The sequence below is a fragment of the Sorangium sp. So ce381 genome (genome assembly GCF_051473845.1).
In the GTDB taxonomy this organism is placed as follows: domain Bacteria; phylum Myxococcota_A; class Polyangia; order Polyangiales; family Polyangiaceae; genus Sorangium; species Sorangium atrum.
Window position 1 is genome coordinate 6,259,370 of the sequence record NZ_CP150336.1, and the last position, 13,505, is coordinate 6,272,874.

Here is a 13,505-nt window from a genome sequence, read left to right on the forward strand (position 1 = left end):
ACGCCCGCCGCACGGGGCCTCTCGTCGCGTGAGCGCTCAGGGGATGCAGGTGCGCTCGATGACCCGCAAGACTGCGCGCTTCGTGCTCACACCGGTGCTCATGGGCTCCGTCCATGCGACGCCCACCCGCTCACCGGCGAGCGCGACGCTGGGAGAATCCTTTACGGGAAACACCCCATCCGACACCCGGATCCCTCGAGCAGAGGGCGCTCCGTCGGCGGCCAGCTTCACGAGCAGGGTTTGCCCCTCCACCTTGCCATCGTGGCCGACCCACGCCGCGAGGGCCCCGTCGCCGCTCGGCGCGAGCGCGCGCCACTTGCCCTTACCGACGACCCAGGGCGCCCCGCGCGGCTGCGCCTCGGCGTCCAGAGCGCGGGCGATCAAGGTGGCTCCCTCGCTCCAGAGCAGCAGCGCGCCGGCGCTGCCTGTCGCCACGAGCCCGAGCCGCTGATCCCTGTCCGGGGTCTCCTGAGCCGCGCCAGCCGGTCGGTCGCCGCCCTGTCGCTTCGCGACGAGGTGGGCATTCCCTTCCCTGCCCGCGGCGTCGAACCGCGAGGCCCGGATGCTCCCGTCCTCCTCGTCCTGCCAGGCGACGAGGTAGCCGCCGGACGCATCGGCAGCGACCGCAGGCCAGCGCGGCTTCTTGGCGCTTCGCGTGACCCCGACCGCCTTGAGCTGCGGCTGCGCAGGATCCACCGGCGCGAACTGGAACACCCCCAGGCGATGGCGGTCCGGCCCGAAGGGCGCCGCTGCGACAAGGGCGCCACCTGGAGCGGGCGCGAGGGCGACATGGTCGCTGACCTCCCTCCCGATCGCGCCGACGCGCTGGATCCCCACCGGCGGGTTCGTCTCCCAGCGGGGCCTCGCGTACGCGAGCCCCTCCGCGTCGAACCACGTGACCGCCCACTCGTCGCCCGAGGAGAAGATCCGGAGCCCTGCGTCTCGCGTGCTCGAGATCGCCCTCGCACGAGCGACCTGCCGGGCATCGCTATCGAAGCCGGCGAACGCGATCTGCGCGTCCCCTCCCTTGAGGTCCACGAGCCACACGGCCCCGAACGAACCGTCGGCGCGCCCGGCGATCCCCATCCCCTCGCGCAGGATGTAGGTCGCGATATCACCCGTCTTCGTCTTGCACCCCTCGAGGGAGCCGATGGGCACGAACTCCTGCACGCCGGTCCCGCGCGGCACCTCGGGCTCGGCCGGCGCAGTGGCCACCGCGGGCTCGGTCGGGGCGCTCGACGCAGCGGCGGCTGCGAGGACCGCCCCCGAGGCGCTCGGACCAGGGGCTGCACTCGCGGCTCCTCCCGCCGAGGGGGAGGAGCGGCGATCACAGGAACTGCCGAAGACGGCAAGCAGGGACAGAGCCACGACCTTGGCAAGAGTCATGGCTAAAGAAGCAGGACAAGAAGAGCGCTTGGTGCGAAGCAGAGGACTTGAACCTCCACGGGAGTTACCCCACTGGAACCTGAATCCAGCGCGTCTGCCAATTCCGCCAGCTTCGCGAGCGGGGACGGCATCACTACCTCACCCCCTCGCGATTCGTCAAGCGCTGTATCACGCCCCGAGCGTTTTTCTTCGCCGACCGTTCCGTCCGTTGTGCCTGTTGCGTTCGCCACGTCCGCCACGTCCGTTACGTCCATTACGTCCATCACGTTCGTCGCATCCGTCGCATCCGTCGCGTTCCCGTCCTTCGCCTTGCTCAGCCCTCCCTGGCTTCCTCCGGCTGCCAGCTGACCCTGGCGCGCGGTCTCCTTGCCGGATTGGTTCCCCCGCTGACGCCGCACCGGTGCACGACGAGGAGCGCCTGTGCTAGGGGAGCGCGCTCCCATGGCGGCCATCGGCTCACCTCCTCCTCTCCTTCTCTTCGTCGGCGTGCGCGCCGTCGACCCGGCCCAACAGCTCGACGACGTGATCGACGTCGTCGTGGAAGACGGCGTCATCACCCGGGCGGGACGCGGCGCAGCGACCGACGAGCTGCGCCGCGCCGACCGGGCCGAGATCATCCAGGGCGATGGGCTCCTGCTCCTCCCCGCGTTCGTCGACCTCCACGCCCACCTCCGCGAGCCCGGGCAGGAGTACAAGGAAGACATCGCCTCCGGGCTGGCCGCCGCGGCGGCCGGCGGCTTCGCCCACGTGTGCGCGATGCCGAACACGCGGCCCGTCAACGACACCCGCTCCATCACCGAGGCCATGATCGCGCGAGCCCGCGCGATCGGGGGGCCCGCGCTCCACCCCATCGGCGCGATCACGATGGGCCAGAAGGGCGCCGAGCTCACCGAGATGGCCGATCTCAAGGACGCCGGCGCCGTGGCGGTCTCCGACGACGGCCGCTGCGTGACGTCGAGCTCCGTCATGCGCCGCGCGCTCGAGTACGCGAAGACCTTCGATCTCACGATCATCCAGCACGCCGAGGACCACGCGCTCACCGACGGGGCGCAGATGCACGAGGGGGCGATCTCGACGCGGCTCGGCCTCCGGGGCTGGCCGCGCGTGGCGGAGGACATCATCGTCGCGCGCGACGTGCTGCTCGCCGAGGCCACCGGCGCGCGCTACCACGTCGCGCACATCTCGTCGCTCGGGGCGGTCCGCATCCTCCGCGAGGCGAAGGCCCGCGGCATCGCCGTGACCGCCGAGGTGACGCCCCACCACCTGACGCTCACCGACGCCGCCGTGCTCGGCTACGACACGGCGTGCAAGGTCAACCCGCCCCTGCGTGAGCAGGCGGACGTCGACGCGCTCCGCGAGGCGCTCGCGGACGGCACCATCGACGCGGTCGCCACCGACCACGCGCCCCACTCCACGCTCGAGAAGGACTGCGAGTTCGCCGAGGCGTCGCCCGGCCTCATCGGCCTCGAGCTCGTCGTCCCGGTCCTGCTCGACCTCGTCCGGCAGGGCGCCCTCCCCCTCGGCCGGCTCGTCGACGCCCTCACCCGCGCCCCCGCCCGCATCGCGCGGCTCGATGCGCCCACGATCAAGGCCGGCGCCCGCGCCGAGCTCTGCCTCGTGGATCCGAACCTGAGCTTCGTGCTCGACCCGGCGCGCCTGCGCTCGAAGAGCAAGAACACGCCGTTCCTGGGCCGGCAGCTCACGGGCCGCGTCAAGATGACGCTCGCCTCGGGGCGGGTCGTCTTCGTCGACGGCGAAGGAGCGGCGACATGAGCTCGCGCAAGGTCCATTTCGTCAGCCTCGGCTGCCCCAAGAACCGCGTCGACTCCGAGGTGATGCTCGGCGTCGCCCGCGCGGCCGGCTACGCGCACGTCGACGACGCCGCCGAGGCCGAGGTGATCGTCGTCAACACCTGCGGCTTCATCGGCGACGCGAAGAAGGAGTCGATCGACGCCATCTTCGAGATGGCGCAGCACAAGGAGCACGGCAGCTGCAAGCGCCTGGTCGTGGCCGGCTGCCTGTCGCAGCGCCACCCCGAGGAGCTCGCCCGCGAGATGCCCGAGGTCGATCACTTCCTCGGGTCGAGCGACATGCTCAAGCTCGGCCGGGTGCTCGCGGGCGACGCCGAGCGGATGCTCGTCGGCAACCCCGCGGAGTGGCTGATCCACGCCGGCGATCCGCGCACCCTCTCGACCCCCGGCGGCAGCGCGTACGTCAAGATCGCCGAGGGCTGCAACCGCACCTGCTCGTTCTGCGTGATCCCGGACCTGCGCGGCGCGCAGCGCTCCCGGCCCATCCCGGACGTGGTGCGCGAGGTGGAGCAGCTCGCGGCGGCGGGCGTCCGCGAGATCAACCTCATCTCGCAGGACACGATCGCCTACGGCCGCGACGCGGCCGGCCGCGCCGAGGACGGCGCGCGCGCGACGCTCGCGCAGCTCGTCGAGCGGGTCGCCGACGTGCCCGGCGTGCGCTGGGTGCGGCTCTTCTACCTGTACCCCGAGAAGATGACCGACGACCTCGTCGAGCTGCTCGCCGGCCACCCGCGGGTCGTGCCCTACGTCGACATGCCGCTCCAGCACGCCGCCGACGCGATGCTGAAGCGGATGCGGCGCGGCCACGGCGGCGATCGCCTCCGCCGGGTCGTCTCCACGCTGCGCGAGCGCGTCCCCGACCTCACGTTCCGCACCGCGTTCATCGTCGGCCACCCCGGCGAGACGGACGCCGAGTTCGAGGAGCTCTGCGACTTCGTGCGCTGGGCCGAGTTCGAGCGCGTCGGCGTGTTCCGCTACTCCGACGAGGAGGCGAGCCGCAGCCACGAGCTCGAGGGCAAGGTCCCCGCGCGCACGGCCGCGAGCCGCTACCGCCGCCTCATGACGCTGCAGCGCCGCATCTCGCACAAGAAGAGCGCCGCCATGATCGGCCGCGAGCTCGAGGTGCTCGTCGAGGGGACGAGCGACGAGCACGAGTACGTGCTCATGGGCCGCCACGCCGGTCAGGCGCCCGAGATCGACGGACAGGTCTACCTCTCCGGCGGCGAGGTCCGCCCCGGCGAGATGTGCCGGGTCCGGATCACGCAGGCGAGCGACTACGATCTCGTCGGCGAGCTGCTCGACGACGAGGAGAGCGGGCGCGGCGCCGGGCTCCCCCCGGCCGCGGATCTCGGCGCGGCCACGGCGAAGCGGCGCGTCGCCCTGCGCGTGCTGCAAACCGATGGGCGCGAGCGCCAACAGAATTGACGGTCCGGCGATCGGGTCGCGGCGCGATCGCTGAAAATCCGGCTGCATCAGGGCGCTCCGCGGCGGAGGGGGCGCGGCACATGGTGTGCTATGACGCCGTGCCGTGCCGATGCTCCGCCGCGCTGCGCTTCACCTCGCCGTCGCCCTCGCGATCTCGCTGCTCGCCGGTGCGGCGTGCCTGAGCCCGACGCTGCCGCTCCCCCCGCCCGAGCCGGCCGACACGATGCGGCCTGTCGCAGACCGAGATGGGGTGTGGCAGATCTCGGGCAACTGCAGCCCTGGCGCGCGCGTCAGCCTCTTCAACGAGCGGACGCAGCGGGGCGTGATCGAGGACGACACCGACAGGAACGGCCGTTACCTCCTCGAGATCGAGGCCGAGCTCTGCGACACCCTGCTCGTATGGCAGGAGCTGGAGGGCAACGGAGGCGACGAGAGCGAGGCGCAATCGTTTGTCGTCGAGGAGCGCACACCGCTCGGCGTCGTGAGCGACGCCTGCCCCTGAGGGCGCGACGAAGCCCCATGCACCGAAGTGGGATGGTGACGACGCGGCAACGTGACGACACGGTGACGTGACGACGCGGCGCGCCGCGCCCGATGGCCGCCATCGACGCGTGAGCGGAGCATCGTGATACGGTGTTGGCGTGATGGCGTCGATCCCGCCGAGCATCCCGCAGAACGCCACCCGGGTGCTGGTCGTCGATGACGAGCCGGGCCTCCGCCAGGTGCTTCACATTGCCTTCCACCGTCAGGGCTACGAGGTCGTCGTCGCGCCCGGAGCGCGCGCCGCCATCGAGGCCATCCGCCAGAACCCGCAGCCGTTCCCGCTCGTCCTCACCGACCTCGTGATGCCCGACGGCTCGGGGATCGAGGTGCTCACGGCCGCCAAGGCGCGGAGCAGCGCGACCGAGGTGATCGTGATGACCGCGCACTCCACGGTGGAGAGCGCGCTCGACGCGATGCGCCACGGCGCATACGACTTCGTGACCAAGCCGTTCTCGCCGGCGGAGCTCACGGCGCTCGCCGCGAAGGCGCTCGAGAAGAGCTCGATCGTCGCGGAGAACCAGCGGCTGCGCGCGCAGCTCGAGCGGCTCGATCTCCCGTCGCGCGAGCCGCTCGGCACGAGCGCCGCGATGCAGCGGATCGCCGAGCTGATCGCCAAGATCGCGCCGACGCGCACCACCGTGCTGCTCACGGGCGAGAGCGGGACCGGCAAGGAGCGGGTCGCCCGCGCGATCCACGACCAGAGCGATCGCGCGGCCAAGCCGTTCCTTGTGGTCAACTGCGGGGCGCTCCCCGAGGCGCTCATGGAGAGCGAGCTGTTCGGCCACGAGAAGGGCTCGTTCACGGGCGCCGGCGCGCGCTCGATGGGGCTGTTCCGGGAGGCCGATGGCGGGACGCTGCTCCTCGACGAGATCGGGGAGCTGCCGGCCGCGCTCCAGGTGAAGCTCCTCCGCGTGCTCCAGGAGCGGAAGGTCCGCCCTGTCGGCGCCGCCGCGGAGATCTCGGTGGACGTCCGTGTCCTGGCCGCGACCAACCGGGACGTGGAGGCCGAGGTCCGCCAGGGCCGTTTCCGGCAGGATCTCTACTATCGGCTGAACGTCATCCGCATCGAGCTGCCGCCGCTGCGCGAGCGCCCCGGGGACGTCTCGCGGCTCGCCGAGCGCTTCCTCCGCCGCTTCGCCGCCGAGCTCGGCAAGGACGTCCGCGGCCTCACGACGGACGCGGTGCGCGCGCTCGACGCCTACGGCTTCCCGGGCAACGTGCGCGAGCTCGAGAACATGATGGAGCGCGCGGTGGCGCTCGCCGGAGGGCCCACGATCGGCCTCGGCGACCTCCCGGGCGCCGTCGCCGGCCTCAGCGCGAGCCCGGCGCCGCTGCTCGCCCAGCTCCCGCCCGAGGGGTGCGCGCTCGACGAGGTGCTCGGCGAGGTCGAGCGCCGGCTCATCCTCCAGGCGCTCGAGCGCACCGGCGGCGTCCGCAAGGCGGCCGCCAAGCTGCTAGGCGTCTCGTTCCGGTCGCTGCGCTACCGCCTCGCCAAGCACGCCCTTGCCGCCGATGGGGAGGGAGACGACGACCCGGAGGGAGGATCCCGACGAGAATCGTCACCGCCGGGCGCCCTGCAGTGACGGTTTTCGTCACCGCCGCAAAAGAACACAACCCCACACCTCCGGCACCCTGCCCTCCTCACCTCAAGGAAAACCGAGGCAACTCATGAGCTTCTCGCGCAACTCGAAGACGGCGCCGCGCCGCGCTCTCCTTGGCACGTCACCTGCTGAAGGCTCAGGGCGCATGCGGAGCACGCGGCGACAGCGAAGTGCAGCGAGCCGAGCGTTCACGCTCGTCGAGCTCCTCATCGTCGTCGCGATGGTGGGTGTCCTCGCGGCGATCGCCATGGTCGGATACCGCAGGTACATGGACGCGGCGGGCATCGCCGAGCCGAAGGCGGTCATGCAGGGCATCCGCGGTGCACAGGAGGCCTACAAGGCCGAGATGCTCGTGTACCTGAATGTGTCTCAGGGATCGCTCGATGCCTGGTACCCTGCGGGGACGCTCAGCGATCGCAAGCGCGCGTGGGGCGGCGCTCACCCCCACGCGACGAACTGGCAGCTGCTCAACGTGACGACGGACGGCGCGGTCCGCTTCGGATACGCGAGCGTGGCCGGCGACGCCCCCCCCTTCAGCGTGACGCCACACTCAGGCTTCACATGGTCGGGGCTGCCCGCTGGCAACCCGCTGGCAGATCCGCAGTTCGCGCCGAACGGCCCGTGGTACGTCGTCCAGGCGGCCGGTGATCGCGACTCGGATGGGACGCTGGCCTTGCTCCTGACGACATCCACGATGTCAGGGATCTACTGGGAGAACGAGACGGAGTGACGGAGTAGAGGAGTTTTGCTCCGGTGAGGCGCAGAGAGCGCCTGTCCGTGGGAGAGGTTTTCGCGCTGCGGGCCGGCCGAGCCCGCACCAGGCGACATCATGGTCAGTCTCGGCAAAGCATCCAATTAAAGAAAGCATCACGGAGGATCGACACTCATGCGTGCAATCAAGCGATATGACAGGAGAGGCTTCACGCTCGTCGAGCTCATGATCGTCGTCGCCATCATCGGCGTCCTCGCCGCACTGGCGATCTACGGCGTGCGCCGGTACCTCGCGACCGCGAAGACCTCGGAGGCCAAGAACACGATCGGCGCGATCGCCCGCGGTGCCGCCGCCGCGTACGAGCGCGAGACAGCCGCCTCGGAGATCCTGACCCCCGGCGGCACGTCGACGGCCGCGAGCCACCAGCTCTGCGACTCGGCGACCGCGCCGGTTCCGGGCACCATCGCCTCCGTGCGGGGTACGAAGTACCAGCCGAGCGCCGCCGACTTCGCAGCGGGCTCGGCGACCGCAAGTTGGCCATGCCTGAAGTTCTCGATGTCGCAGCCGATTTACTACCAGTACCACTATCTCCGGGGTGCGAACAACACCGCCGTCACGGGCGCGCCTGTCGTGGGCGCCGGGCTGCTCGGCTTCGAGGCGAGCGCCGTGGGCGACCTCGACGGCGACGGCACGACCAGCGGCTTCGCGCGCGGCGGGACGATCACCAACGGGGAGCTGGCGCTGGCCACGCAGATCTACATCGATCAAGAGTTCGAATGAGCCATCGCGGCTGCCCGGCTCGCATGAGCCGGGCAGCCCTGGTTCACCGGCGTCGTCTACGAGCGGAAGGGGCGTGTTATGTGGGGCACGACATCGGTCCGTGGACGAGCCTTCACCCTCATCGAGGTCATGATCGTCGTCGCGATCGCCGGCGTGCTCGCCGCGCTGGCGATCTTCGGCGTGCGCAGCTACCTCGTCACGGCGAAGACGGCTGAAGCGAAGCAGACGGTCGGCGCCATCACCCGCACCGCGATCGCCCAGTACGAGCGCGAGCGCGACGTCTCGCAGATCCTGGCGGCCACGGGCGTCGCCTCGGCGAACACTCACCTCCTCTGCACCTCGGCGACGCCGGTCCCGCTCCTCTTCGCGTCCGTCGAGGGGAAGAAGTATCAGCCGGACGATGCGCCGGGCGCCGACTTCAACTCCGGCTCGACCCTCTCGGGCTGGCAGTGCCTCGGCTTCTCGATCAGCCAGCCCATCTACTTCCAGTACTCGTACCAGGTCGGCGGAAGCTACGTCAGCCAGGGCCTGCTTGGCGCTCCCATTCCCGGACCGGACGGCTTCGAGGTGGGCGCGGTCGGCGACCTGAAGGGCGACGGGCAGAGGTACACGATCGTCCGCACCGGGGAGGTGCGCGACGGCGAGATCGTGACCAGCACCATGATCTTCGACTCCGAGTGATGCGAACCGTGCCTCCCTCGCGCTTGTTCGATCGTGGAGGGGTGAGGTAGAGAGGAGCGCATGACCTGGCGCTCCTGGAGCGCGCTGGAGCTCAGCGCGGCCTTCGCGGTCGGCGGCAGCGTCCTCGCCGTCGCCGTCCCCGCGTTCTTCCGAAACCTCAGCGCGTCCAAGCTGAGCGAGCCCATCGAGGGGCTCGATCGGCTGGTGACGAGCGCGGTCGCCTACGCCGAGTCGCGGCCGCAGGAGATCAGCTTCCCCCCGTCCGCTCCGCTGACCCCGGCCCAGGTGCCGCGCGGCGTGCGCGCGGTCGATCCGCCGGAGTCGTGGGAGCACCTCACGTGGCGGTCGCTCGATTTCCGCTTCGAGGGGCCCCACGCGTTCTCGTTCCAGTTCACGAGCGAGCTCGACGCGTCGAAGGCCATGCGCTTCACAGCGACAGCGCACGGCGACCTCGACGGCGACGGCGTGCTGTCCACGTTCGAGGTGCGCGGCGAGCGGATCCCCGGGGAGCCGGCTCGCGTGCTGCCGGGCATGTTCGTGGACCGCGAGGTGGAATGATGGGGGACCTTCCCGCGCCCGGGGCGGGGCCTCCTCCGGCAGCCCGCTCGCTCCTCGCCCGCCTCGCAGGCGCGCGCGAGGCGCTCGTCGCTGTCGCGCTCTCCGCCGCCGCCGTCGCCATCGGGAGCGTGCGCGCGCCGGCCGCGGACCTGGAGCGGCGGGTCGCCGAGACCTCTGACGTGTACGTCCTGCCGCCGACGGACGAGGTGGTCGCCCTGTCGCTCGGCTACCGCTCCGCGCTGGCCGATCTGCTCTGGTCGCACGTGCTCGTTTCGCAGGGCATGCACACCATGGAGCGGCGCCGGTACGAGAACCTCACCCTGCTGCTCGACGCCATCAACGCGCTCGACCCGACCTTCCGCGACCCCTACCTGTTCGCGGACGCGCTCATCACGTTCCAGACGAGCGAGACGCCGCACCGCGAGGTCGTCAAGGCGCGTGAGATCATGGAGCGCGGGGTCCAGAACCGCCCCCTCGACGGCGAGATCTGGCTCGCGCTCGGCCAGTTCGTCGGCTTCATCGCGCCGGCCGCGTACCTGACCGATCCCGAGGAGAAGGCGCAGTGGCGCCTCGATGGAGCCCGGATGCTCGCGCGCGCCGCGGAGCTCGGCGGCGGCGACGCGAACATCAGCTGGCAGGCGCTCGGCGGCGCGGGCATCCTGGGGCGCGCCGGCGAGCGAGAGGCGCAGATCCGGTTCCTCCAGCGCACGCTCGCCGTCACCGACGACGAGGAGCTCAAGCAGAAGATCCGCGCGCAGCTCGACAAGCTCCTCGACGCGCGTGACGCAGAGAAGTACCGCCGGCGCCTCGACGGGTTCCGCGATCTCTGGCGGCGCGATCTGCCGTTCGTCAGCAACACCGCGATCCTCGTGCTGGGCCCCCCGCGCGACCCGGCGTACTGCGCCGGCGGCGCGCACGCGGACGAGCCGCGCTGCGCGACCACCTGGCGCGCCTGGGCGGAGCGGGTCGAGGGCGAGCGGTGAGCTGCCACGGGCGCTGAAGCGGCGCGCCGGACGCCGGCACGGCGCCCGGGAGTCCGCGGAGCAGGCGGAATGAACCGCCGGAGGCAGCGACGGCCAGCGCCCTGCTGCGCCTGGACTCGCTGAGAGCTCGTCCGGGTGTCCCTGGCGGCTCTCCTGACGTCCCTGGTGGCTCTCCCGGCGCCCCGGGCAGCTGGCCTTGGCGTTCCAGACGGCTTTCCTGGTGTCCCTGGCGCCTGGTCTTGACGCCCGGTGCGGCCTTCCTGGGTGTCCCTGGCGGCCTTCCTGGGCGCTCCAGGCGGTCTTCCGGAGCGTCCCGCCAGCTCTCCGGGCGTCCTTGGCGACCCTCCAGCGGTACTTGGCGGCTCTCCAGGCGTCCCTGCTGGCTCTCCCGGCGTCCCTGGCGGCTCTCCCGGCGTCCCTGGCGGCTCCCCAGGCGTCCCTGGTGGCTGGATGTTCATTCGAACTTGACGGCCGCGGTCTTCGTCTCGCCTGCCTTCAGCGTGACGGTGACCGACTTCTTCCCGAGATCCGGATGGATGAACATCACCGTGTGCGAGCCCGCAGGGACGCTGACGCCCACCTTGGGCGTGCTCCCCAGCGGCCGCCCGTCGAGGACCACCTTCGAGACCGGGATCGAGTTGATGTTCAGCGTCGCACCGCCGGCAGCAGCCGCGGGCTCCGGCGCTTCCGCCGGCGCTTCCGCCTTCGGCGCGGCGGCCACGGCCTCCGACTTCGGCGCGGCCGGCTCCGGTGCAGGCGCCGGCGCGGGCGCAGGCGAGGCGGCGGCCGGCTCGGACTTGCGCGCCTCGTCGAGCGCGATCCGGATCGTCTTCTCCGCCTGCCCGTCCTCGAACGAGATCGGCTGAGAGAAGTCGTTGTATCCCTTCTTCGTCGCCACGATCTTCCAGCGCTCGGACGCGGCGACATCCACCTTGACCGGCGGCTTCTTCCAGGCCGAATCGGGCAGCTTCTTCTCCGTGCCCTTGGCGCTCACCAGCTTGACCGAGGCGCCCGACGTGGCGAGCTCCAGCGTCACCTGCCCCTTCAGCACCTTGAGCGCGACCGCGCCGAGGTCCTTCATCTGACCCTGGCCGACGTCCACCGTCTGCTCCAGGGGCTCGAAGCGCTCGCCGCCGTCGAAGCGGATCTTGTGCTCCCCCGGCGGCACGCTGACCTCGACGGGCAGCGCGCCCTTCTCCTCGCCGTCGATGAAGACCTTCACGCCGGGCGCGCCCGACGCCTTCACGCCGGTCGTGGTCGACGCGCTGGACGACCGCTCCGCGCTGGCCGCGTCGAGCGTGATCACGACGACCTTCTCCTTGCCGCCCTCGACGATCTCGACGGCGTCGCGCGGCGGGAAGTCGGGGGCGAGGATCTTGACCACCTTCGAGCCGGGCTCGAGATCGCGCACGACGCACGGCACGGTGTCGCAGCGCTTCTGGCCGTCGAGGAAGATCTCGGCCCGGTCGACGGAGCTGCCGCCCGGGGTCTTCAGGTCGATCGTGAGCGCGCCCTTCTTCGGCACCAGCATGACCACCGCCAGGATGAGCACGGCGACCAGCGCGAGCCCGCCGAGGAGCACGCCCGCCTTGCCGGCGCCCTGCTGCACCACGTGGCGGGGGCGGATCTCCGTCGGCTCGTCCTTGCGCGACAGCGCGCGGAGCCCGAGGTCCGGCGGCATCGCCGGCGCGGGCGGGGCGCTCGGGATCGGCGGCGGCGCCGGGACGGGGGTGCGCACCCGCGAGGCCGACGCCGCGCCGCCTGAGCTCGCGACCAGCGCCGCGGCCGCCTTCGGGATCGACGGTGTGCCCGCCGCCGGCAGCGCGCTCGAGCGCCCATGATTGTAGTCGTTCCCCTGCTTGTCGTAGACGTGGGTCGACTCCTCGTCGTCGTCCCAGTTCATGTCGACCGCGGTGCCCTTGGCCGAGCGCGGCTTCGCGTCGTCACCCGCCTTCTGCGGCGGCTTCACCGACGGCAGACGCACGGGCGGAGGGACCACCGGAGGCAGCGAGGCCGGGGCCCCGCTGACGGGCGCCGGCGGCAGCGGGCTCTTCGACGGCAGGGCCGGGGCGCTGATCGCGGGCAGGGACGGCTGGCGCGACCGAGGCGCCACCACGGGCGGCAGGGAGCCCGTCTTGACCGACGGAGGCATCGGCGGCGGAAGCGACCCCGGGCTCGTCCCCTTCGTCGTCACGGGCGGCGGAAGCGACGCCGGACCGGCCCCCTTCTGCGTCACGGCCGGCGGCGGGAGCGACGGCGGCGGGAGCGACGCCGGACCGGCCCCCTTCGCCGACAAGGGCGGCGGGAGCGACGCCGGACCGGTCCCCTTCGGCGGCACGGGCGGCGGGAGCGACCCCGGGCTCGTCCCCTTCGACGGCACGGGCGGCGGGAGCGACGACGGGCCGGCCCCCTTCTGCGTCACGGGCGGAGGAAGCGGAGACGGCACGCCGCTCGGGAGCGTGGCCGCATGGTTCGGAGGCGGCGGCACCGCCGCGCCGACGAGGGTGCGCGACCGCGCAGGCGGCGAGGGAGGCACGAGGGCGGGGCTCGTGGCGGGCGACTTCTTCTTCGCGAGCCCCTCGAATACGTCCAGATCGCTGCCGCCCTTGTTGTCCGCCATGTTCGAGAACTCCTCAGGATATGCGGCGCCGTTCGCCACGGCGTCCCGGAAACGATCGCGCCTGCTCCGCGCGACGAGCGTGAACCCGATGTACAAGCGCTCGTCGCGGGCGAGCTCGGAGCGCGCTGCAATCGCCTGATCCGCTGCAGCGTACCGCCGGTCCGGTGACTTCGCGAGCGCCATCGGGAGGAGCTCGGCGGCGGCGAGGCGCCGCGCGCGCCGCGATCTCGCGCGGATCCAGCGCTCCACCGCCGGCGATGCGGCGCGCGACGTCCGCGGCGCGCGCGACGTCCGCGGCGCGCCGTAATGCGACGCTGCGCGCGATCCACCACCCGCGAATCGCGCGCGCGCCCCCGCCCGGCGAGCCCACGCAGATCCGCGCCGAGATGTCGCAAGCTCCGAAGG

General features: G+C 71.9%; 11 protein-coding genes and 1 tRNA gene. 9 read left to right on the top strand and 3 right to left on the bottom strand.

The window, feature by feature from the left end; genetic code table 11:
* Positions 1 to 36 precede the first annotated feature (36 nt).
* Together WMF29_RS23190 and WMF29_RS23195 are read right to left on the bottom strand one after the other, a co-directional pair.
* Entirely contained in the window at positions 37 to 1,215 is a 1,179-nt protein-coding gene (locus tag WMF29_RS23190) for a hypothetical protein (RefSeq protein WP_437330926.1), read from the bottom strand.
* 200 nt (positions 1,216 to 1,415) lie between these two features.
* A tRNA-Leu gene (locus WMF29_RS23195) sits at positions 1,416 to 1,502 on the bottom strand.
* 325 nt (positions 1,503 to 1,827) lie between these two features.
* On the opposite strand from WMF29_RS23195, the gene WMF29_RS23200 reads away from it, so the two are divergent.
* The 9 genes from WMF29_RS23200 (at position 1,828) to WMF29_RS23240 (ending at position 10,480) form a co-directional block, all read left to right on the top strand.
* The gene (locus WMF29_RS23200; protein ID WP_437330927.1) at positions 1,828 to 3,159 is read left to right on the top strand and encodes a dihydroorotase; all 1,332 of its coding nucleotides are present in this window, start codon (positions 1,828 to 1,830) and stop codon (positions 3,157 to 3,159) included.
* Positions 3,156 to 4,622 (top strand): 30S ribosomal protein S12 methylthiotransferase RimO, encoded by a 1,467-nt coding sequence (gene rimO / locus WMF29_RS23205; RefSeq protein ID WP_437330928.1) that lies wholly within the window; start codon positions 3,156 to 3,158, stop codon positions 4,620 to 4,622. The genes WMF29_RS23200 and rimO overlap by 4 nt, the downstream gene beginning before the upstream one ends.
* A 109-nt stretch (positions 4,623 to 4,731) precedes the next feature.
* Positions 4,732 to 5,124: a hypothetical protein gene (locus WMF29_RS23210; RefSeq protein WP_437331159.1), complete on the top strand. Its 393-nt coding sequence runs from the start codon at positions 4,732 to 4,734 to the stop codon at positions 5,122 to 5,124.
* A gap of 142 nt (positions 5,125 to 5,266) precedes the next feature.
* The gene (locus WMF29_RS23215) at positions 5,267 to 6,748 is read left to right on the top strand and encodes a sigma-54-dependent transcriptional regulator (RefSeq protein WP_437331160.1); all 1,482 of its coding nucleotides are present in this window, start codon (positions 5,267 to 5,269) and stop codon (positions 6,746 to 6,748) included.
* Between the two features lie 163 nt (positions 6,749 to 6,911).
* Complete coding sequence (locus WMF29_RS23220) at positions 6,912 to 7,496, top strand: type IV pilin protein (RefSeq protein WP_437330929.1); 585 nt, start codon at positions 6,912 to 6,914, stop codon at positions 7,494 to 7,496.
* Positions 7,497 to 7,652: 156 nt separating this feature from the next.
* A complete protein-coding gene (locus WMF29_RS23225; protein WP_437330930.1) occupies positions 7,653 to 8,258 on the top strand; it encodes a type IV pilin protein in 606 nt (201 codons plus the stop codon).
* A 78-nt stretch (positions 8,259 to 8,336) separates the two neighbouring features.
* Positions 8,337 to 8,939, top strand: a complete 603-nt coding sequence (locus tag WMF29_RS23230; protein ID WP_437330931.1) for a type IV pilin protein — start codon at positions 8,337 to 8,339, stop codon at positions 8,937 to 8,939.
* Between the two features lie 60 nt (positions 8,940 to 8,999).
* Entirely contained in the window at positions 9,000 to 9,497 is a 498-nt protein-coding gene (locus WMF29_RS23235; protein ID WP_272093088.1) for a hypothetical protein, read from the top strand.
* A complete protein-coding gene (locus WMF29_RS23240; protein WP_437330932.1) occupies positions 9,494 to 10,480 on the top strand; it encodes a hypothetical protein in 987 nt (328 codons plus the stop codon). Before WMF29_RS23235 ends, WMF29_RS23240 begins: the two co-directional genes overlap by 4 nt.
* Positions 10,481 to 10,934: 454 nt before the next feature.
* Here the strand turns inward: WMF29_RS23240 and WMF29_RS23245 are convergent, their stop codons facing one another.
* Complete coding sequence (locus WMF29_RS23245; protein ID WP_437330933.1) at positions 10,935 to 13,349, bottom strand: PEGA domain-containing protein; 2,415 nt, start codon at positions 13,347 to 13,349, stop codon at positions 10,935 to 10,937.
* Positions 13,350 to 13,505 lie beyond the last annotated feature (156 nt).

Coding starts and splice junctions, on each gene's coding strand:
- WMF29_RS23215 (WP_437331160.1), top strand. CDS start 5,267: ATGGCGTCGATCCCGCCGAGCATCCCGCAGAACGCCACCCGGGTGCTG.
- WMF29_RS23230 (WP_437330931.1), top strand. CDS start 8,337: ATGTGGGGCACGACATCGGTCCGTGGACGAGCCTTCACCCTCATCGAG.
- WMF29_RS23220 (WP_437330929.1), top strand. CDS start 6,912: ATGCGGAGCACGCGGCGACAGCGAAGTGCAGCGAGCCGAGCGTTCACG.
- WMF29_RS23240 (WP_437330932.1), top strand. CDS start 9,494: ATGATGGGGGACCTTCCCGCGCCCGGGGCGGGGCCTCCTCCGGCAGCC.
- rimO (WP_437330928.1), top strand. CDS start 3,156: ATGAGCTCGCGCAAGGTCCATTTCGTCAGCCTCGGCTGCCCCAAGAAC.
- WMF29_RS23235 (WP_272093088.1), top strand. CDS start 9,000: ATGACCTGGCGCTCCTGGAGCGCGCTGGAGCTCAGCGCGGCCTTCGCG.
- WMF29_RS23200 (WP_437330927.1), top strand. CDS start 1,828: ATGGCGGCCATCGGCTCACCTCCTCCTCTCCTTCTCTTCGTCGGCGTG.
- WMF29_RS23210 (WP_437331159.1), top strand. CDS start 4,732: ATGCTCCGCCGCGCTGCGCTTCACCTCGCCGTCGCCCTCGCGATCTCG.
- WMF29_RS23225 (WP_437330930.1), top strand. CDS start 7,653: ATGCGTGCAATCAAGCGATATGACAGGAGAGGCTTCACGCTCGTCGAG.